This window comes from Methylobacter sp., assembly GCF_004322395.1.
Taxonomy (GTDB): domain Bacteria; phylum Pseudomonadota; class Gammaproteobacteria; order Methylococcales; family Methylomonadaceae; genus Methylobacter_A.
Genome location: NZ_SCTW01000073.1, coordinates 1 through 20,379 on the forward strand (window position 1 = coordinate 1; position 20,379 = coordinate 20,379).

Consider the following 20,379-nt stretch of genomic DNA (forward strand, 5'->3'; position numbering starts at 1 on the left):
TCAATTGATTAAAAATCATGTAGCAGACAAGTTAATATCCTTAGCTTTTAATAATTGCACTGAATATTCAGCGTGTATTATCCCTTATCGATCACAGCAACTAAACCGCTGATTGAGTTAATGCTGAGTAATTTTATCAGATTAGTTTGGGAGAACGGTGAGCAGGCTTTCGAAATCTGAAACCATTAAAGCGGCTTTATTCCAGCTTATCGCTTTCATAGTTTACTCATATTGTTCTATAAAATATTTATAAGCATATATTGAAATATAAGCATTTGTATAATATTGACATTCTATACAGCGATAGGTTTTTTCTATATAAATACATTTTTATTGCCTTGTTCTTACGTGCCACTCTATGTAAATCATCTACCTTTTTATTTTATAAATATCATTTTACCGGTTACAGCTATCAAATCCTTTATAACCGCAATTAATGCTTGAATCCTTTATCAACCGAGCTGCTTTCTTTATACTGTCTAACACAAAATTCAACCTCCGTTGCGGCAGATAAACGAGCTGAATTTTGCCGTTATTTCCCTCCTCTAAATTCAACAATCGAGTGATTTGCACTATGACTATTCTGTCGCCACCTTTTGCACAAGCACACGCTATCTTGAAAAGGCTTAACATCAATATAGAACAAGTGATGTTTGGGCAGCAGCGCAGCTTGCAGTGGCTGCTGGCGGCGTTCAGTACGGGTGGGCATGTATTGCTGGAGGATGTTCCGGGCACCGGCAAAACCACGTTGGCTAAAGCGCTTGCGGTTTCCTGCGACGCGCAGTTTCAGCGCATTCAATTTACGCCCGACTTGCTGCCGTCCGACATCATAGGCATCTCGATTTTCGACCCGCAAAAACAAAGTTTTCGCTTTGAACAGGGACCGGTTTTTTGCCACATTCTGCTGGCGGACGAAATTAACCGCGCATCGCCCAGAACCCAATCGGCTTTACTGGAAGCCATGGCGGAAAGCCAGGTCAGTATCGAACGCCAAGTCAGACTGCTGCCCTCGCCTTTTTTTGTTATCGCTACTCAAAACCCGATTGAATTTCACGGCACTTATCCATTGCCGGAAGCGCAGTTGGACCGCTTTGCGATGAAATTCAGCTTGGGTTATGTTTCCAATGCTCAGGAAGTGGCTATCTTAAACTCTCAAGGCAGACAGCACCCTTTGGATGCGTTAAAAGCCTGTATTACGCTGGACGAGATGCAGTTTTTGCAAGCCCAAGTTAAGCAAGTGCGGATCAGCGAGGAGCTTAAGCACTACATTGTCGCCCTTGTCGCGGCCACTCGCAGCAAGCCGGAAATCAAGCTGGGCGCGAGCCCGAGAGCCTCATTAACACTGATGAGAACAGCCCAAGCCTTGGCATTACTGGACGGCTTTGAATTTGTGACTCCCGATGTAATTAGAGAACTCGCCGTCCCGGTAATTTCGCATCGTCTTAACGTGGACTCGCAAAGCAAGTTCTCCGGCATTGAAGCGACTACGTTAGTGCAGGAAATAGTCGACAGCCTCCCGATACCGAGCTAGACGATGTGGCAAGGTTTTGCGCTCAGGCAATATCGCAAGGTTTATCATTTCGATAACTGGATGCGGCGGAATTTTACCTTTACCGGACATCTGGTCGTCGCGTTTATGATCGCCGCTGCGGTGTTCGGCGTGAATACCAAGCAAAGCACCACCTATCAGCTATTTGTATTTTTATTGGTATTGCTGATTTTTTCATGGCTGAACAGCCGGTTTAATCGTCTTAAAGTGACATTAACCCGCCAATTGCCGCGTTACGGCATGGTCGGCGAGCCGCTGCGTTACAGCGTTACGCTGACTAATTTAACGACTAGAACTTATGACCGTCTGGCCTTGTGCGAACAGCTGGCTGAGACCTTGCCCAACCATGCTCAGTTGAAAAGTTTTTACCAATTGAATAAACAGCCGTGGTTTAAACAAGGCGTAAGCTTTCGACGCTGGCTCCGCTATCTGGCGTACCAACGCGGCGGCGTGATTGCCGAAACAGTCTTGCCTGATTTGCAACAGGCGCCGCTACAGATAAAAATCAGCTTTACCCCTACCCGGCGCGGCTCCATAATCTTTGCCGACAGCTATCTGGCTAAACCGGACTTGCTGGGCTTGTTCCGGCGCTTAATCGTGCTGAAAGCACATCAAAGCTGTCTGGTGCTACCCAAACAATATCCGACAAAACCGTTAACACTGCCTGGGAAACGCAAATATCAGGCAGGCGGAGTATCGCTGGCAAATTCAGTCGGTAATTCCAGCGAATTCATGTCGCTACGGGATTATCAGCGTAGCGATCCGCTAAACAGCATACACTGGAAAAGTTTTGCCAAGCACGGCAAGCTGATCGTTAAAGAATATCAGGATGAGTATTTTGTCAGACGCGCGTTATTGCTGGATACTTTCGTTGGCGATGCCGCGGCTGAACAATTTGAAGCGGCAGTGTCGGTTGCCGCTTCGATTGCAATCGACGAGCGGCAAAACGAAGCCTTGCTGGATTTAATGTTTGTCGGCCTGCAAACTTATTGTTTTACCGCTGGGCGCGGCGTTGACCAGTTATTGCATTTGCAGGAGATTCTGGCAGCGGTTCAATCCACTTCCGAAGGTTCGTTTGCCCGGCTACAGCAGGCTGTGTTGGCCCGCGCCGGATTATGCAGCAGCTTGGTTTGCGTGCTGATGCATTGGGATGAAGCCCGGCAGGACTTTATCAAACAACTTCTAGCTCACGATTTGCCCGTTGCGGTTTTTTTATTGCATGACGGTTCATTAACCGGACAACAATGCGCCAATAAACCGGAGCATTTTTATCTACTGGATTATCATCATCTGGCTGAACAACTGGCGGCTTTATGAGCTTAGAAAAATTATTTCATCCACGAAAAGCACAAAAAGCACGAAAATTTTCAAAGCGATACCAAACTGTCGACCACATGGAGGCTGGAGGCACGCCCTCAAAAAATGAATGGCTAATTCAACGGAATATACTGATTTATTTCGTGCTTTTCGTGGACAAACTGCGGTTTTCAGGATGAACAGAGACTTGCTATTTTTAAGCTTCGGTTTATTGTCGTGGGGCTGGCTGTCTGAAACATGGCCGGCGGCTTTTGCACTATTATTTACAGTTGCCGTCAGCCAATACGGCTCGTGGCGTTGGCAGATAAGCCCGCATCAGTTTAATCGTTGCGCCGATTTATCCGCCCTGCTGGTGATACTGCTGTTAATCGATGTGTATATTTTACAGCCTTCCAGCCAGCCCATTTTTGTACTGTTAAAATGGTTCCCGGTTTTGTTTGCTCCTGCGTTATTTGCACAGTTATTCAGCAGCAATCAAAAACTGCCTTTAGCTGCCTTATTTTATTCGTTGCGTAAGCAACAGGCCGAACAACCTCAAGAGACTGACTTTAATCTGCCTTATACAGCGCTTTATAATAGAGAATCTACAGTGGTCCGGCTGCTGAGAGAGATCGATTTTATACAACCTTATGCGGCATTGACTGTATTGAGCGCGGGGGCTGCCAATGTGCAAACACCCGCTTATTTTATTATTGCCGTAACGCTGTTCACCGGCATTCTCTGGTCGGTCAGGCCCAAACATAGCCCGGTACTGCTTTGGTTGTTAAGTATCGGTTTGGCTGTTGTTGTGAGCCATTTCGGTTATCACGGTTTAAGTCAGTTAAACGCATTAGTCGAAGAACAATCGGTTAAATGGCTAAGCGGCTGGCAAACCGACCCCTTTAAAAGCCAAACCTCTATCGGCGATATAGGTGAATTAAAGTTATCCGACAAAATCGAATTCCGAGTAAAAGCCGATAATCCGCTACTGCTGCATCAAGCCAGTTACGATATTTATTTGGAACACAGCTGGACGGCTTCCAAGCGTGTATTTACGGCTGAAAGCTTAATATCTCCAGTCGAAAACCGCGAACTGAAACGGCTGGAGATCCTGCAACAGCTTAACCGGGAAGCTGTATTGGCATTGCCGGACGGCACGGTAAAAATAACAGGACTTGATAATGCTTATCTGCAATATACCGAACTGGGCTCGGTAAAAGCGAGCCTGCCGCCAAGGTTCGCCCGTTATCAGGTGTTTTATTCCGGTCAACGAGTCGGCATGGCCGGCAAATATGATCTGCAAATCCCGAAGCAGCATCTCGATTGGCTGCAACAGTTTAGCGGCGAATTAAAACTGGCAGGGCAACGCCCCGAAGCCGTCGCCGAACGCATCAAAACGTATTTTCAGAATAATTTTTTTTACAGCCTTTATCTAGGCGCAGAAACCGATGCCGATATGGCGCTAAAGGAATTCATGCTTAAACGCAAAGCCGGCCATTGCGAATATTTTGCCGCCGCCACCGTATTATTACTCAGGCAGGCGGGAATACCCGCACGTTTGGCCAACGGCTACGCTGTCGATGAATATGACAGTCGGCAAGGTTTATATATTGTTCGCCGCCGCCATGCTCATGCTTGGGCGATTGCCTATATTAACGGCGTTTGGCAGGCAGTCGATTCCACACCGTCGCAATGGCTAGATATGGAAAAAGAACATGCCGGCCTGTGGCAGCCGCTTGTCGATGGATGGTCTAATTACCTATTTCATTTTAGGCAATGGCAACTTCAACAAACCCAACAACAGAACGCCGAATTGGGGCTGCTTGCCGCCTTATTGTTGGCGATTTATTTAGCGTGGCGAATTTATTCCACAAAGAAAAAACCATGTCGGAGTGTACAAACTGCAAAAACAGTCGAACCTAAGCCCGATTATCAGGGACTGGATTCCGAGTTTTATCTTATCGAGCAATGCTTGCAAAATACCGCTCAGGCACGGCACTATAACGAAAGCATTCAGCAATGGGTCGAACGTTTGCAAATACCGATGTTAAATCGGCTTTATAAACTGCATTATCAGTTGCGTTTTGACCCTATGGGACTCTCCATCGAACAAAGACAATTGTTACAACACCAAGCAACAGGGTGGGCGGATGATTTCCGAAACAATGCAGCCAAGCACTAACACTATTGTTGGGCACACTCTATGTACCTTAAACTAAATATATCTTGAACTTATAACAGCATTTTATGGCCTCTGTTCCTTTACTAGTTACCGCCCCGCATCCTTGCAGCTATTTGGAACGAGAGCTGGCACAATCCGCATTTGTTGCTCCCTCGTTTGGACTTAATACCGCTATTTACTCGCAGCTTATTGCCCATGGTTTCAGGCGTAGCGGAGATGAAGTTTATCGCCCTCATTGTGCGCAATGTTCGCAATGCGTTCCGGTACGCTTGCCCGTTGCACAATTTAAACCCAACCGTAACCAAAAGCGTTGCTTGCAAAAAAATCAGCAAACCGCAGCAATAATCAAACCCGCAGTCTTTGAACAAGCCCATTACGATCTTTATCTGCGCTACCAAAATCACCGCCATGCCGAAGGCAATATGGCAAAATCCAGCCCCGACGAATACATCAGATTTTTAGGCAGTTCATGGTGCGACACCCGATTTATAGAATTTTTCGTTGCCGATGAAATTGCCGCTGTGGCAATTGTAGACTGCGTTGATGACGGCCTGTCCGCCGTTTATACCTTCTTTGACCCCAAGTTTTCAAGCTACAGCCCCGGCGTTTATGCGGTGCTTTGGCAAATATACTATGCGCAAAAACAAGGCTTGGAATGGCTGTATCTGGGTTTTTGGATTGCCGATTGCCCAAAAATGAACTACAAAGACCAATACCAACCTCTGCATGGCTTTATTGACCAACAGTGGGACTTTTTAAAAAAATAAGAAATACCGCATCGCAGTCAGACTCTCTTTGCAATTACTGATGAGTTGGTTATGATGAAATCGGTAGGTCGGGACAGATAACCCGGCACAGACGCTAGCATTCGGCTATTTACTAAATTTCCAAAAAAATAACAGCTACTTAATTTTACCTAGCAATAATATTGAAGAAGGATGAACATCAATGACTAAGCTAAAAAATGAGCCCCAGCTGCTAAAAAAAGCTATCGAGGTTGCTGAAAATTACGCGAAAAATCGCGGTTACTCAGGATTTTCCTCGACAGATTCGGCAAAGGATAAGGTTGAATGCCTTTACCGCCTGCTGGTCAATGACCAGCTCATTCAGCCGCTGGCGATTGATCAGGAAAACGGGATTAATATGAAACATAAGTTAGCGTTATGGATAGCGCGGCAATTGCCGAAAGATCATCCTCTGTTGAAATAATCCATTTATTCAAGGTAAAGCTCATGACTATCAAAACAAAACTTCGCTGGGGTATTTTAGGCGCGGCCCGTATCAACGAGCGTCTGATGCCTGCCATTATCGAAGCGTCCAATTCCGAGCTGGTTGCGATAGCCAGTCGTCGCCCCGGCGCTGCGGCGCAAACGCTGAACCAATATGCGCCGGACCAGCAGCGGGTACGCACCTATGACAACCTTGAAGCGTTACTCGACGATCCGGAAGTCGATGCCGTATACCTGCCGCTTGCCAATCACGAACACGCCGAGTGGACGCTCCGCGCCATCGAACATGGCAAACACGTACTGTGCGAAAAGCCTATGGCGCTGACTGTAGCTGACATAGAAGCCATTCAAGCCGCCGCACATCGGCATAAAGTTACTGTTATGGAAGGCTTTATGTACCGTTTCCACCCGCAGCATGCAAGAGTGCAGGAATTGATTAACTCGGGAGTAGTTGGCGAAATCAGGTCGGTGCGATCCAGTTATTCTTTCATGATGCGGCCTGCGCGCTTATATCGCTTAGCGGAAAGCGTCGAAAACGGCGGCGGCGCAATGTGGGATATCGGTTGTTATGCGATTCATTCGGCGCGGATGTTTTTCGACGAGCCCGCTGCCTCCGTTACAGCCATAGCCAAATATATCGAAAGCGGCGCCGATATTGCGACCAGCGGCATTATCGATTTCGGTGACGGAAAATACGCGCATTTCGATTTCAGCTTTGAACGCGCAAGGCGCTGTGAATACGAAATCATCGGCACCTTAGGCGGCATTAAATGCCATAACGTCTGGTGTATGCCCGGCGATATACCGGTGATTTCATGGTGGACCGAAGCGGGTGAGCCAGTTGAAGAACGGCTGCTTGCAGCCAGTCACTTCCGGCTGGAAATCGAGCATTTCAGCGATTGCATATTAAACGGCAATGCCCCCGCGCTGTCGCTGGACGATGCAAAAGCCAATTGCCAAATCATCGTTGCTGCCTTGCAATCTGCAGCGACTGGGCAACGGATCAAGCTGGGCTAGACCAATACCTGAGGGCCATATCGATTTGATTTTTCACTCGTTTGGAAAGCTTGCCATTGCAGAACAAGTACGAAGATGTTTGACTGCTAATAAAATGTTGCGCATGGTAATTTATAAGTCATTAGTTTATTGTACGGAAGACTTTATCAGATATGCCTACTAAATATTTACCAAAAAGGGTTAAAAATGAAATTAAAAATTGTATTTTTATTAGTCACAACCATTATTTTACAAGGGTGCGTATTAACAAAAATTGCTTCCGTACCCATGCGTTTAGGCGGAGCGGTTGTATCAATCGTGCCGGGAGTTGGCAATACTGCTCATGATGCCATCGATAAAGCGGCTGATGGCGTGGATGATATTCCCATTTAAATGCTGAATACTTTGATGATTTTTTGCAATATCAGTGGGTTGCCGGAAAGCAGGCAACCCAACCATACGTGCTTAAGCGAAAACCTAATAAAATAATCTACGGTTTCAAAACAGCACTAAGCCCAGGATTGGCCAACAGTGCCTGGCAGGAAAGAAAACCTATGTTTTGGCCTTTGAAAGGATAACGGCTACTGATTAGCGGCAGAGGCAAGGCCTCGGCATCTTGATAGGTCACTATGATATAACCGGACTGATGATGCTCGGCCCAATTATATAAATCGGTAAAATTTGATATGGCGTCAATTGGCTGTTTAAGACGCCCGGCAAAATGATATTGACCGTGATATTTGCTGCCGTAATAAGCAATCGCTCTGTTTTCATCCATTAAAGCGGCAATCGCCTGAGCGGCTGGCTTGGTATCGTAGCGGTCGGCTTTAACTTCAAAAAAACCGCTTGAAATCGTTATGCTTGCGATAATCGAAGCTATGCAAACATAAAGAACCGAATCCTGAGCCCGCTTTGCCTTGTTTACGCCCAAAACCACTGCACTAATAGTCAGCAGACCTCCCCACATAGGCGAGATTAACGATAATTCAGTCCGCCAATGATAAGCATCATTGAACCAAGGCAACAACATTAATGCCACACCCAGCAATCCGAAAACCGTCATCACAACAATGTGGGCTCGCTGCCAGCGCTCTGGTTCGGTTATCTCATCTATGACTCTTGCCAATATCAAGCCCAAGGCCGGAACCAAAGGTAATAAGTAATGGATGCGCTTACCGCTGACCAGCGAAAATGCGACAAAAACAGGTATCGCCCAAGCCAAGCAAAAACGGATGCCCAAATCTTGATGCGGGAATTTATATAATCCAATCCATAGAGGCTTCCAAAGCAGCCACGGTAACAACAATAATGGTAAAATTTCTAAATACCACCACCATGGCAACCGGTGCGCAAAAGACTGGACTAACCGTCCGCTGGTCTGCCCGAGAAAAATCGCTTTTCTATACACCTCACCACCGGCAATCCCGGCCGGTATTGCCCAGCATAAGGCGATGGCAGCCCCGATTAAAATGGCGGCAATCAAGCCTAAATACCAATGCTTCCAGCGGAAATCGGATGTTTTCAGCCACCAGGGCGCCAACAGCGCGACAGGCAAAATATGCAACAAGATCACCGGGCCTTTGCTAAGAACACCGCCGCCTATGGCTATCCCTAACAGCGTCCAGTATTTTAAAGACAAGCCCGAGCCGACAAGTTTTAACAGGCTGTAAATGCCCAGCAACGCGAAAAACGCCAGCATCATATCGAACATTGTCAACGTGCTGTAGATCATCCAGAAAAACGATCCCAACAACAGTAACGGCGTAAGCGTTTCGACCTGTTTGCGTTCAGGCCATAAAGTAGAAGCCACTGCGCCCGATAAATACAATGTCGCCAGCGAAAAAAGCGGTGAAATCAGGCGTAACGACCAATCGTTAACCCCAAGCATCCACCAACTTAGTTGCATCAACCAGAATAACAACGGGGGTTTATGACTGTAGGTCTCCCCATTTAAATAGGGAACGAGAAAATCGTTTCTAAGCCACATTTCCCATGCAACAGCTGCATACCGGGTTTCATCGATAGGAAATAACGGCCGAATATAAAGACTAACGGTAACTAAAACGCCCCAAAGGAAAAAAATCCAAAGCCTGCCAGACAGCAATTGATACATGAGAAGTTATTCAAGATTTAAGTTTTTACGCTCGTGAACCACAAAATACAGGTTTCGAAAATAAATAAACAGTCCGGTCAGTTGCCCTACAATAAAAACCGGATCTTGCCGATAAACCGCATAAGCCAGCAAGGTAACGCCACCGCCGATACTGAAATACCAAAAAGCGATAGGAAATACGCTTTTTTTCTCACGCTCACTTTTAATCCATTGCACGATAAATCGAGCTGAAAATAACCCCTGCCCCAGAAAACCTATAATCAGCCAAATTGTTTCTTTATCCACGTTCAATTTCTTTTACCTCTGACAGTTTTGCCCGTTTCTGTAACCATATCACACCTAATATATCGGTAATTCCTACCCACAGCCGGTCTAAGGTGCCGTATTTAGAATAACCATGCGCTCTAGCTCGGTGATTAACAGGTTCGGAAATCACCTGTCCACCCGCTCTTAAAATTAACGCAGGTAAAAAGCGATGCATATGGTCGAAATACGGCAAACCCAGAAACTCATCCCTTAAAAACACTTTTAAACCGCAACCGGTATCAGGCGTATTATCGCCTAATAAGGTGGAGCGAACAGAATTGGCTACTTTTGATGAAAACAGCCGCCAGGCGGAATCATGGCGTTTATTTCTCCATCCGGCCACCATCGACAAATTACTGGTAGTCTTTCTTTGCTGCATCAATACCTGGTACATTCGGGGAATATCGGCAGGATCATTTTGTCCATCGCCATCCAGCGTTGCAATACAGGGATAGCTTGCAGCCTTTATGCCTGTATAAATGGCGGCGCTTTGTCCACAGCTTTGCTGATGCCGAATCACTCTCAGCGCTTTAACATTTTGTTGCGCTTGCTTTAAAATTGCCGCTGTATCGTCATTACTGCCGTCATCGACATAGATAATTTCATAGGCTTCGGCCTGGCTCATAGCCGTAACGATCTCGTCAATTAAAGAGATGATGTTATCGGCTTCATTATAAACAGGCACAATAATCGAAATTTTCACTGCCTCTTCCCCTTTTAAATATCCATAAAAAAGGGCCACATCCTACGAATGCAGCCCTTTTATTTTTACATGCGTAGCAAGAGTTACCGCATATAAGAGTAATCGATTAACGTTTCGAGTACTGAGGACGTTTTCTGGCTTTGTGTAAGCCCACTTTTTTACGTTCTACAATACGTGAATCGCGGGTAACAAAACCGGCTTTTCTAAGAGCTGGACGCAAGGCTTCATCATAGGCCATCAACGCACGAGTCAGTCCATGACGAATCGCGCCGGCTTGACCGGATGGCCCACCGCCTTTAACGATTACATTAATATCGAATTTGCCTTCCATGTCGACACAACCCAGTGGTTGACGGGAAACCATCTGATCGGTTTTACGGCCAAAATATTGTTCGATAGTTTTTGTGTTGATAGTAATTTTTCCGGTACCTGTTGTTGCGTAAACGCGCGCTATTGCACACTTACGACGACCTGTTCCGTAATACTGAGCTGCTGCCATAATCTACCCGCTTATAAGTCTAATACTTGTGGCTGTTGAGCCTGATGATCGTGTTCAGGACCGGCATAAACCTTCAATTTCTTGAACATTGCACGACCTAAAGGATTGTTAGGTAACATTCCTTTCACCGCTGTAGTAAGAATACGATCAGGGAAAGTTTTTCTTAATTTACCCAGGCTAACGGTTTTAAGATTGCCGATATAACCTGTATGGCGTTGATACAATTTATCATTTTCTTTATTGCCGGTAACGCCTATTTTCTCTGCATTTACTACAATAATGTAATCACCGGTATCAACGTGCGGTGTATATTCTGGTTTATGTTTACCGCGAAGACGAAGCGCAATTTCAGAAGCAAGACGACCTAGCGTCTTTCCTTCTGCATCGACCACGTACCAATCACGCTTAACTTCTGCTGGCTTTGCACTAAATGTTTTCATCGTTGCTTAGGCTTTCTGTTAAAGGCTCAAATATAAAGAGCGAAATTCTACTAAGAAATATTAAATGTTTCAAGTTTATTTATGATTCGAATAAAAGACGCAGTACAAAAGACAGAAAAACCGCATCCATTCGCCTTTTGCCTACAATTTAATATTCAATGAATGTAACTTACGGTAAAGATGAGTCCGCTCCATACCTACTGCGGCTGACAGCTTTGCAACGCTGCCGCCGGTTCTTTCAAAATGATATTCCAGATAAGCCTTCTCAAAATGATCCCTGGCTTCTTTTAACGGCAGATTAAAAAACTCAGGCACCGCATGGGACGTAACAGTATCTCCAATCACCGAAGGACCCATCGCCGCTTTCACTTCATCCAACTCTATATCTTCCCCTGCCCCCAAAATCATCAAGCGTTGCACTAGGTTTTTCAATTCCCGCACGTTGCCGCGCCAACTATAATTGCGTAAAAAGTTTTGTGCCGCCATAGAAAATCTTCGAAAAGGCAATCTATCCTGACTGACAAAATAATCGACATAAAAACTCAGTAACGCCGGCACATCCTCACTATGCTCCCGAAGCGATTGAATATCGAGCGAGACCTCATTAAGCAGATAATATAAGTCCTGCCGAAAACGTCCGGCCTTAACCTCTTCATCCAACGCAATGCGAGTCGACGCCACTACCCGGACATCGACACGAACCGCCTCGCTACCGCCTACTCGCAAAAATGAACTCGACTCCAGGGCGCCAAGCAGCCTTAGCTGGGTCTCTTTGTCCATGCCGCCGATTTCGCCTAAGAACAATGTTCCTTTATGCGCCCGCTCCAACAGCCCCGGATAAACCTTGCCTCCATCTTCTTTGCCGAAAAACTCCACCGCCGAGTTTTCCGGCGATATGCTGCCTACCGCCACATCCACAAAGGGGCCGTCCCGATGCGCACTGTTATTATGTAAATATCGAGCATACATTTCCTTACCCACGCCTGCTTCACCGACAAATAACACCCTGGCATCATGCTGAGCCAAGCGCTTTAGTTGGTCCTTGATTCTGGCAACGGTAGCGCTCCTGCCAACCGGTTCAATATCGGCGGCCAACTGCTGCTTAAGCCCCGCATTTTCTATTTGCAGGCTACTGGCTTCCAAGGCTCTTTCTACGATCAGCAATAATTTTGCCAAAGACAACGGCTTTTCAAGAAAATCGTAAGCTCCCAACCGGGTCGCTTCAACAGCGGCTTCAACAGAACCGTGTCCCGACATCATCACCACCGGGCAAAGCATTGCTTCTTCCGCAACCCATTCTTTCAATAAGGTAATGCCGTCGGTATCCGGCATCCAAATATCAAGCAGGATCAAATCAGGCGCTGTGGACTTTTTTAATTCCCTGGCAGCAGCGGCATTCTCCGCCGTAGCGACTTGGTAGCCTTCATCCTCAAGAATTTCGCAGACCAACCGGCGAATATCCGGCTCATCGTCTACAATCAATACATGCTGCATATATGCATTCATAATTTTTTACGGCACCTCAAAAATTACACGCCGGAAGCTGAATGATAAACCCGGCTCCCACTTTGTCGCATCGATTCCCTGCCGATTGCGACACTTCCGCCATTCCTGGCGGTCGACGGCTGGTATCGACCCATATTGCACCGCCATGTTCTTCAATTATTTTTTTGACTATTGCCAAGCCTAATCCCGTACCTTTAGCCTTGGTAGTCACGTAGGGTTCAAAGATTTGCTCGATTTGCTCGTCTTTAATACCCGGCCCGTCATCATAAAGCGCTATTTCAATAAAATCGGTATTATTTTTTTGCACCCGGTGCAGGCTTATTTCGATTAAACCTTTGGCACCTATTGCTTCCAAAGCATTTTTTATCAAGTTATGCAGTACCTGTCTGATACTAACCGGATCGCCCTTAATCATCAACAAACCGGCATCATAATCGAGTTTAAATTTAACGCCCGACTTTAACACATAAAGCGCCAACACCTCCTGAACCAAAGCGGGTAAATCAATATCTACGGTCTGCTTTTTGGAAGGTTTGGCGTATTCCGAAAAATCATCCACCATTTCTTTCATCGCCTCAACCTGCTGCACAATGGTTGTGGTCGAGCGTTGCAACATATCCGCATCACCGGTAGTCAGCTTGTCGGCCAGCTTGTGCTGCAAACGTTCTGCCGACAACTGGATGGGCGTTAACGGATTTTTGATTTCATGCGCCAGCCTTCTGGCTACTTCTCCCCAAGCCGCATTTTTTTGCGCCTGAATCAGGTCGGTCACATCATCAAAAACCACCACCGCTCCAACCCGTTGCCCTTCCTGAGAAAACAGCGACGTGCCTCTGCACAACAATTCCTGCCGACCGTTGGGGCCTAAGAAAGCAATCCGCTGCTGCCATATATCGTCGGCTTGCTCTAATAAGCGCTGAATGGATTTTAACGGTTCCGCCAATTCTGCGTAATTCTCAACCAACTCCAATAAAGTTCGTCCGACAAACTGATTCACATGAATATGAAAAATCCGGTAAGCCGCCTGGTTCGCCGTACGTATCTTATGCGTCACGTCGAAACTGATGACCCCGGCTGTTAAATTCGCCAGTATCGTTTCTAGATAAGCACGTTGATTTTCTACTTCTATACCGGCCATTCGGGTTTCATCGCTGGCTCTGGCAATACGATGCGTCATCTCATTGAATGACTCGACCAAAAAACCCAAATCATCCTGGGCAATAACCGGCAGTTCTTGGTCATAATGTCCGGAAGCCACAGCTTGCGTTCCTTTAACCAGCGCCTTTACCGGGGCGATAATATTACGGATGCTGATAAAGGCCACCCAGATGGCCGCCAGCAAACTCATCAGCAAGACCAGAGATAACGCCAGAGAGAAACTCAATTTTAATGAATGCCTCAAAAAATGCATTTCCCGATAACGCACGAAGGCAAATTCCACCGAGTCGGCCAAATCGGCAATTCTTACCGGAACCGGGTATAAAGCCTGTAAAAATTGCGGCTCCTTAGCCTTAACGGTAACGATAACCCTGATCATCAATTCATCTTCGCGCGCCGGCGCCAAAGCGACAAATTCGGAGTTCTGCCGTAACTGCAACCAGCTATGCTCATCCGGCAAACTCGGCAATATATCGCCGGGATTGATGCTGCTTGAAGCAATAATCCTGCCCTGCCGGGAGAACAAGGTCATCTCGGCTGCTCCCGAGAGTTCGCGCAGGTTTTCCATTTCCAGCGTCGCCAATGTTTCGGGCACATCCACCAGCTTTCCGGTCAATTGCTGAGTTTGCCGCAAATGCCAGCGCATCCTTTGGTCTAATGATGCCTGACTGAGTTCCAACGCGTCTTCCATCGCCCGGTCTATTTCTACATTAAACCAGCTATCGATGCCCTGGTGCAGAAACTGCATCGAAAAATAAAACACAATAGCCGCTGGCGCTAAAGCCAGCACCACAAACAGCGACACCATACGCGTGGTTAACCTGGAACCCGCTTCGCGCTTTTTTAACTGCCTCGCCAGAGAGTAAATATTGGCGCCGACCAAACCCAGCAAGACCACCGATCCCAACGCGTTGACCAACAGCAGCCATGAATACATCGCACTCAGTTCCGAAGATTCCTGCGTTGCCGAACTCATCAGCTGCAACAGCAGCAGAATCAAGCCGAACAGAATCAATATAGACAAACTGATAGGGGGTTTTATTTTGTCAAAGGCCATAATGTCCAATCACTGGATAAATACCATTGAGGATTAGTATACGCAACCGGGCGTAACGGCAAGGGCAAGGCATCCCGATCGAGCGTTACTTTTATTTCAACTGCGTAACGCTCCCCCTGCTTATAACGCGCCCTATACATCACAGGAAAATCATATATCGCCGACATCAAATCGAACGCCGCAGATAATGTAGAAAAATTATAGGTCGCACCGCTACTCTCGTTCCTGACCCGATACATGTTCAGCAATGCATGGTACTGAATACGGTAACGTATAGCGGCATTAATCAGCGTTTTATCCCATAAAAAATCGCGACGCTGTATGGTCTTGATGTGAATATCCCAAAACAAAGGCACCCCACTTTGCAGCGCCTCCATTGCCCGCGCACTGAGTTGATAATCTATATCGGCAGACAACATATAGTTATCTCCTTTCAAAGTGATCTCGGCATTTTTCACTTCCACGCCAAACCCTTCGGCTGCACTCAGGACGGGCGTGTCGGCATAACTTAAAGCGGGCAACAGCCAGACAAAAAGACAATATAATAGCGACCGGCAAAGTGCTAATTTATTGCTTACTGATAAGCGCATAATAAAACCCGTCCATTGCCGATTCACCGGTAAGAATCTGGCGACCGCATGCTCCGGAAGTTCCCCAGTCGGCATCTATAGATAGCTCGACCGCATTGCTGTGTTCGGCTAAAAAAGCTTTAACCTGTTGCTCGTTTTCCTGCTTTAAAATAGAACAGGTTGCATAAACCATTAGCCCTCCGGGCGCTAACAGAGGCCAAACGGCTTGCATGATAGTCTTTTGCAAAGCTTGTAACTGCCCGATGTCTTCGGCTCTACGCAATAATTTAATATCGGGGTGACGACGGATAACGCCCAAGGCCGAACACGGCGCGTCCAGCAAGATCCGATCAAACGGCTTGCCGTCCCACCAATTTTGCGGGTTCGTTGCGTCGCCAACGACCAGCTTGGCTTGCAACTTTAAACGCTGTAAATTTTCGCCGACCCGTTGCATTCTGGATTCGTCTATATCGACGGCGACCAGCTCTTTCAACTGCGGCTGGCTTTCGAGTATATGCGCAGTTTTACCGCCAGGCGCGGCGCACACATCCAACACCCGATGCCCCGGCTGGACATCCAACAATCCGGCCGCCAATTGCGCGGCAGTATCCTGAACGGATACCGATCCATCGGCAAAACCGGGCAGCAAATCTACCGGCACCGGCTTATCCAACATGATCGCCGACGGGCAAAAGCTGACGGTTTGAGCCGCTATGTCCTGTTCAGTTAACAATTGCAGATAGTCTTCGCGACTGGTTTTCGAGAGATTAACTCGCAACACCATAGGCGGCTGCTGATTGTTCGCCAACAATATCTTTAGCGCCTGCTCAGGCCAATCCTGCTCAATCTGCTTGATCAACCAGTCAGGATGACTAAGCGCTGCTACTGGAAATTTATCGGCTTTATGTTCCAACTCTTCCTGTTCGCGCAAATAGGTTCTAAGTACCGCATTAATCAGCGATTTGGCCCACGGTTTTTTGCGTGCCGCCAGGACCGTTTCGGATACCGCGGCATGGGGTTTTACTCGCATAAACTTAAGCTGGTACAAGCCCACCAACGCCAGCGCTTTAACATCTGTATCTTTTAACGGTTTATCCAGCAATTGAGTTAAAATAAAATCCAGCCGATGAAATTGCCTGCAAACACCGTAGCATAGCGCTTGAATAAAAGCCCGTTCTTTAACCGAGTCTATGGTCAGAAATGCATTATCCAGTGCCACAGTTAAGGACTGTCCGTCTTGCAAAACCCTGGACAGTACCCGGGCTGCAACTAATCGTGTATTCACTGAGTATTCAACCTAATTTGACCCCGTTAACGTCGTGAGCACTTAAAAAAGCCTGAACAGGCATGCGTTTTCCGCCGGGAAGCTGTACTTCTAGCAATCTTAAAAAGCCTTTCCCGGTTGCCACATCCATATTTTTATCAGCACTGCGCACCACGCCGGGCTCCATTTGCCAGGACGAGTCATCATTCACCGCCACAGCTTGCCAAATGCGCAATACATTGCCTTGATAAAGCGTCTGAGCAACCGGCCATGCGTTTAATCCTCTGACTTTTCGAGCAATATCCGCTGCCGGTTGCGTCCAGTCGATAACCGCTTCGCTTTTTTCCAGCTTTTCGGCATAGGTCACCAAAGCTTCATCCTGTTGTTCAGCATGAACAGTTCCGGCTTCCATTTGCGCCAACACCTTAGATAAGCCTATTGCGCCCAACACAGCCAATTTATCAAGCAAATCGCTGGCCGTATCGGTCTCGCCGATTATGTATTCTTCCTTATGCAGCATGTCGCCGGCATCCAGTTTGCGCACTATTTGCATAATGGTCACACCGGTTTTTTCATCGCCCGCCATCAACGCTCTTTGAATGGGGGCAGCTCCGCGCCAGCGAGGCAATAATGAAGCATGTACATTGATGCAGCCCAATTTGGGCACATCCAGAACGGTTTGCGTTAAGATCATGCCGTAAGCGACCACCACCATCAAATCGGCATTGAATGCGCTGATTCGCTGCAAATCCTCATCGGTCTTCAGCGTAAGCGGCTGAAAAACAGGAATGCCGGCAGCTAAGGCCAGTTCCTTGACCGGACTTGGCTGTAACTTGCGCCCCCTACCGGCAGGACGGTCGGGCTGAGTATAAACCGCACAAACTTCGTGTTCCGAATCCAGCAACATCTGTAGACAAGGCACCGCAAATTCGGGTGTTCCGGCAAAAATGATCTTCATGCTCAACTGGCTTCCATTTTATGAATTTTTTCCAATTTTTTCTTAATTCGCTGCCGCTTTAACGGTGAAATATAATCGACGAACAACTTCCCTTCCAAATGATCCAGCTCATGCTGAACACATACGCACAACAAATCCCTCGCGCTGAGCTCAAAAGGCTCCCCCTCCCTGTCGAGCGCCTTCACTATAATATGTTCAGCCCTGGTCACTTTTTCAAAAAAACCGGGTACTGAAAGACAACCCTCTTCGGACTCTTTAACACCGTCTTTTTCTATGATTTCAGGATTGATTAAACATAACGGGGCATTTTTTTCCTCGCTGACATCAATGACAATTACTCGCTGATGCACATTGACCTGAGTAGCGGCCAATCCTACACCATGAGACTCATACATGGTTTCAAGCATGTCATCGACCAATTTTTTGATTTTATCATCGACCGTTTTCACGATTGCAGCTTTCTTGCGCAACCGTTCATCCGGAAACTCGAGAATAGATAGAATACTCAACAAACTCTCCACTATAATAATTAAATACTGGTAACTAGTCAGTACATAGAAAAATGAAATAAGAATGCCACGGAGCGGACGGATTAGACGGATTTTTAAAAAATGAAGCCAAGGCTGTTTTGTGCTTTTTAATCACTGTTTATCCGTTTAATCGGTGGCATCCGTGTCCCATTAATCATAATTAGCGTACGCCAAATAGTTACGAATACTGGAATTCTATCTGATTCGGGAAAATTTAGAAACTCCATAGTTATTAAGGCTTTCAGGCTTTCGCTCTTGCGGTGTCACACTTTAGGGTTACGTAACCCTGACACATCAAGAGGGTGCAAATATGGCTGGTATAGCCTACATGTGCAAAAATCGGCACGGAACTTATTACGCCCGTTTTATTATCCCAAAGCACTTACAATCACATTTTAAAAACAGAAAAGAAATACGGCGATCACTGCAAACTGACAGCCGGAAGCTTGCCATTAAAAGAGCGCGGGTATATCGAGTGGAAATTGAAAACCTTATAGACCAACTTACAGAAACCCCTGATGAAACAGCAGAAAGGGCGCGGTTACTAGAAAGCCTAAAACATCAAAATATCGAATTTGAGCGATATTTAGAGGGTAAAACAAAGGCCATTTTGCCCAACGGTGAAGAAAAGATCATAACTGGTAAAGTTCCCATCAACACTTTGGAGGAAGATAACAAACCTCATCGGGAACACCTATTAAACCAGCTTAGAGCAGAAGCCAAGCGCGAAGAGGAAAGGGCAGAACGTGCTGAGGAACGCACCCAAAGAGAAAGGCGCGAAGTAGAATTACATCAAGCTCAACTTGCGGCATTGGCACACAGTCAATCCGCAACACCAGCCAAATCCATTAACCCGAAAAAGTTATCGGAATATCTTGATGACTACACTAAATTTCAAACCTTGCCGAGAACAATTGACGGATGGAACTCACCAACCACAGTAACAAAAAAAGTTGGACTGTTAAAAGCAACATTTATCAAATATTGCGATAAAGCGGCGGCAGCCTTTAGCTGGGATGATGCGAAGCGATACATTCAAATTGCCCATTCGATACCCAAAAACTTTGAGCACAGGTTCCACCAATCGGAATTTGCAGGTATAACAATCGAAACCATACTGGATGACAGTATTGACACATCCAGGTTTAAATCCAGAAAACCCAGCGCGGTTGCGATGGACATTAAAACAGCACGTGCATTCTTAGAGTGGATACGAACAGAGAAGCGAGTCTATGAACTGCAAGATGCAATTCAGGCTTTTGATAACTCAACTAAGCGTATCAATATGAAGTCAAACAGACGCGCCTTTACACATCAAGAATTGAAAATATTATTTGATGACGATAACCCCGCGAGAGAAAATTACGTAAAAGGTTTTAATTCAAAGCGTGGAATTGATGCGAACCTTAAGTATTGGTTGCCATTATTGGGGCTTTATACCGGTTCGGCTATATCGGAGTTATGCCAACTCCACTTAAGCGATATTCGGCTTCATAAAGCCTTTGACGGTTCAGAGCATTGGATTATAGATTTCAATGAAGAGTTGGAAAAGTGCGCTATAGATGATGACGTTCGCTTTAAAAACGATCACAGATCAAGACTTATTCCGATCCACAAAGTTTTGCTGAATCTCGGGTTCATAGAATACGTTCAAGCCTTGAAAGATAAAGGGGAGGTCGAATTATTCCCAACATCAAAACGTAATCAGGGTAAATACGGTAAAGAATCTTTCGGAGCGGAATCTCAATGGTGGGGTGAATACAGCAGTAATGCGGGCGTAACTGATAGCAACGTAGTATTTCATTCATTTAAGCATACACAAGATACTTGCCTTTCAAATCTTCATATCGACAGAGATATTGTTGCGGCTTTTAGCGGGCATTCTATTGGAACAATGGGAAAGTCAACTTATCGCACAGGCGGACATAGAGATGCGGATATAGCGCCGCTGGTTGAGGTGATTAACAAAATTGATTATGGCTTGACCCATCATCCTTTTAAAGCCGCGCCATAACATTCTGTCA

19 protein-coding genes are annotated in these 20,379 nt (G+C 46.4%); 8 read left to right on the forward strand and 11 right to left on the reverse strand.

The features are described from left to right. The first annotated feature begins 574 nt into the window (after nt 1-574). From EPO18_RS10730 to EPO18_RS10760, 7 genes are all read left to right on the forward strand, one after another. A complete protein-coding gene (locus tag EPO18_RS10730) occupies nt 575-1,531 on the forward strand; it encodes an AAA family ATPase (protein ID WP_292433364.1) in 957 nt (318 codons plus the stop codon). 3 nt (nt 1,532-1,534) lie between these two features. After that, nucleotides 1,535-2,866, forward strand: coding sequence for a DUF58 domain-containing protein (locus tag EPO18_RS10735; protein WP_292433365.1), 1,332 nt, complete (start codon nt 1,535-1,537; stop codon nt 2,864-2,866). A 109-nt stretch (nt 2,867-2,975) separates the two neighbouring features. Next, nucleotides 2,976-5,027: a transglutaminase-like domain-containing protein gene (locus EPO18_RS10740; protein WP_292433366.1), complete on the forward strand. Its 2,052-nt coding sequence runs from the start codon at nt 2,976-2,978 to the stop codon at nt 5,025-5,027. A gap of 65 nt (nt 5,028-5,092) precedes the next feature. Continuing rightward, nucleotides 5,093-5,794 carry an arginyltransferase gene (locus EPO18_RS10745; protein ID WP_292433367.1) on the forward strand — a complete coding sequence of 234 codons (702 nt, stop codon included), beginning with the start codon at nt 5,093-5,095 and terminating at the stop codon, nt 5,792-5,794. 181 nt (nt 5,795-5,975) lie between these two features. Then, a complete protein-coding gene (locus EPO18_RS10750; RefSeq protein ID WP_292433368.1) occupies nt 5,976-6,236 on the forward strand; it encodes a DUF5062 family protein in 261 nt (86 codons plus the stop codon). A gap of 23 nt (nt 6,237-6,259) precedes the next feature. Then, nucleotides 6,260-7,273 carry a Gfo/Idh/MocA family protein gene (locus tag EPO18_RS10755; RefSeq protein WP_292433369.1) on the forward strand — a complete coding sequence of 338 codons (1,014 nt, stop codon included), beginning with the start codon at nt 6,260-6,262 and terminating at the stop codon, nt 7,271-7,273. 186 nt (nt 7,274-7,459) lie between these two features. Then, on the forward strand, nt 7,460-7,645 hold the full coding sequence (locus EPO18_RS10760; RefSeq protein WP_292433370.1) for a DUF6726 family protein: 186 nt from the start codon (nt 7,460-7,462) through the stop codon (nt 7,643-7,645). A 97-nt stretch (nt 7,646-7,742) separates the two neighbouring features. On the opposite strand, the gene EPO18_RS10765 is transcribed toward EPO18_RS10760, so the two are convergent. The 11 genes from EPO18_RS10765 to def all read right to left on the reverse strand — a co-directional run bounded on the left by EPO18_RS10765 (nt 7,743) and on the right by def (nt 18,334). After that, on the reverse strand, nt 7,743-9,365 hold the full coding sequence (locus tag EPO18_RS10765) for an ArnT family glycosyltransferase (protein ID WP_292433371.1): 1,623 nt from the start codon (nt 9,363-9,365) through the stop codon (nt 7,743-7,745). A 6-nt stretch (nt 9,366-9,371) separates the two neighbouring features. Next, nucleotides 9,372-9,650 (reverse strand): lipid-A-disaccharide synthase N-terminal domain-containing protein, encoded by a 279-nt coding sequence (locus EPO18_RS10770; RefSeq protein WP_292433372.1) that lies wholly within the window; start codon nt 9,648-9,650, stop codon nt 9,372-9,374. Then, on the reverse strand, nt 9,643-10,374 hold the full coding sequence (locus EPO18_RS10775; protein WP_292433373.1) for a glycosyltransferase family 2 protein: 732 nt from the start codon (nt 10,372-10,374) through the stop codon (nt 9,643-9,645). The genes EPO18_RS10770 and EPO18_RS10775 overlap by 8 nt, the downstream gene beginning before the upstream one ends. Nucleotides 10,375-10,480: 106 nt before the next feature. Then, nucleotides 10,481-10,873 (reverse strand): 30S ribosomal protein S9, encoded by a 393-nt coding sequence (gene rpsI, locus EPO18_RS10780; protein ID WP_292433374.1) that lies wholly within the window; start codon nt 10,871-10,873, stop codon nt 10,481-10,483. An 11-nt stretch (nt 10,874-10,884) separates the two neighbouring features. Next, nucleotides 10,885-11,313, reverse strand: a complete 429-nt coding sequence (gene rplM, locus EPO18_RS10785; RefSeq protein ID WP_292433375.1) for a 50S ribosomal protein L13 — start codon at nt 11,311-11,313, stop codon at nt 10,885-10,887. 141 nt (nt 11,314-11,454) lie between these two features. Beyond that, on the reverse strand, nt 11,455-12,819 hold the full coding sequence (locus tag EPO18_RS10790; RefSeq protein WP_292433376.1) for a sigma-54-dependent transcriptional regulator: 1,365 nt from the start codon (nt 12,817-12,819) through the stop codon (nt 11,455-11,457). Between the two features lie 16 nt (nt 12,820-12,835). Then, complete coding sequence (locus EPO18_RS10795) at nt 12,836-15,034, reverse strand: sensor histidine kinase (protein WP_292433377.1); 2,199 nt, start codon at nt 15,032-15,034, stop codon at nt 12,836-12,838. Then, nucleotides 15,016-15,624, reverse strand: coding sequence for a DUF4390 domain-containing protein (locus tag EPO18_RS10800; RefSeq protein WP_292433378.1), 609 nt, complete (start codon nt 15,622-15,624; stop codon nt 15,016-15,018). The genes EPO18_RS10795 and EPO18_RS10800 overlap by 19 nt, the downstream gene beginning before the upstream one ends. Then, a complete protein-coding gene (rsmB, locus tag EPO18_RS10805; RefSeq protein WP_292433379.1) occupies nt 15,602-16,888 on the reverse strand; it encodes a 16S rRNA (cytosine(967)-C(5))-methyltransferase RsmB in 1,287 nt (428 codons plus the stop codon). Before rsmB ends, EPO18_RS10800 begins: the two co-directional genes overlap by 23 nt. A 7-nt stretch (nt 16,889-16,895) precedes the next feature. Next, a complete protein-coding gene (fmt, locus tag EPO18_RS10810; protein WP_292433380.1) occupies nt 16,896-17,825 on the reverse strand; it encodes a methionyl-tRNA formyltransferase in 930 nt (309 codons plus the stop codon). Nucleotides 17,826-17,827: 2 nt separating this feature from the next. Next, the gene (gene def, locus EPO18_RS10815) at nt 17,828-18,334 is read right to left on the reverse strand and encodes a peptide deformylase (RefSeq protein WP_292433381.1); all 507 of its coding nucleotides are present in this window, start codon (nt 18,332-18,334) and stop codon (nt 17,828-17,830) included. Between the two features lie 331 nt (nt 18,335-18,665). On the opposite strand from def, the gene EPO18_RS10820 reads away from it, so the two are divergent. Further along, nucleotides 18,666-20,369, forward strand: a complete 1,704-nt coding sequence (locus EPO18_RS10820) for a site-specific integrase (protein WP_292433382.1) — start codon at nt 18,666-18,668, stop codon at nt 20,367-20,369. The last annotated feature ends 10 nt before the right edge of the window (nt 20,370-20,379 follow it).

Coding starts and splice junctions, on each gene's coding strand:
- EPO18_RS10730 (WP_292433364.1), top strand. CDS start 575: ATGACTATTCTGTCGCCACCTTTTGCACAAGCACACGCTATCTTGAAA.
- EPO18_RS10735 (WP_292433365.1), top strand. CDS start 1,535: ATGTGGCAAGGTTTTGCGCTCAGGCAATATCGCAAGGTTTATCATTTC.
- EPO18_RS10740 (WP_292433366.1), top strand. CDS start 2,976: ATGGCTAATTCAACGGAATATACTGATTTATTTCGTGCTTTTCGTGGA.
- EPO18_RS10745 (WP_292433367.1), top strand. CDS start 5,093: ATGGCCTCTGTTCCTTTACTAGTTACCGCCCCGCATCCTTGCAGCTAT.
- EPO18_RS10750 (WP_292433368.1), top strand. CDS start 5,976: ATGACTAAGCTAAAAAATGAGCCCCAGCTGCTAAAAAAAGCTATCGAG.
- EPO18_RS10755 (WP_292433369.1), top strand. CDS start 6,260: ATGACTATCAAAACAAAACTTCGCTGGGGTATTTTAGGCGCGGCCCGT.
- EPO18_RS10760 (WP_292433370.1), top strand. CDS start 7,460: ATGAAATTAAAAATTGTATTTTTATTAGTCACAACCATTATTTTACAA.
- EPO18_RS10765 (WP_292433371.1), bottom strand. CDS start 9,365: ATGTATCAATTGCTGTCTGGCAGGCTTTGGATTTTTTTCCTTTGGGGC.
- rpsI (WP_292433374.1), bottom strand. CDS start 10,873: ATGGCAGCAGCTCAGTATTACGGAACAGGTCGTCGTAAGTGTGCAATA.
- rplM (WP_292433375.1), bottom strand. CDS start 11,313: ATGAAAACATTTAGTGCAAAGCCAGCAGAAGTTAAGCGTGATTGGTAC.
- EPO18_RS10790 (WP_292433376.1), bottom strand. CDS start 12,819: ATGAATGCATATATGCAGCATGTATTGATTGTAGACGATGAGCCGGAT.
- EPO18_RS10795 (WP_292433377.1), bottom strand. CDS start 15,034: ATGGCCTTTGACAAAATAAAACCCCCTATCAGTTTGTCTATATTGATT.
- EPO18_RS10800 (WP_292433378.1), bottom strand. CDS start 15,624: ATGCGCTTATCAGTAAGCAATAAATTAGCACTTTGCCGGTCGCTATTA.
- fmt (WP_292433380.1), bottom strand. CDS start 17,825: ATGAAGATCATTTTTGCCGGAACACCCGAATTTGCGGTGCCTTGTCTA.
- EPO18_RS10820 (WP_292433382.1), top strand. CDS start 18,666: ATGGCTGGTATAGCCTACATGTGCAAAAATCGGCACGGAACTTATTAC.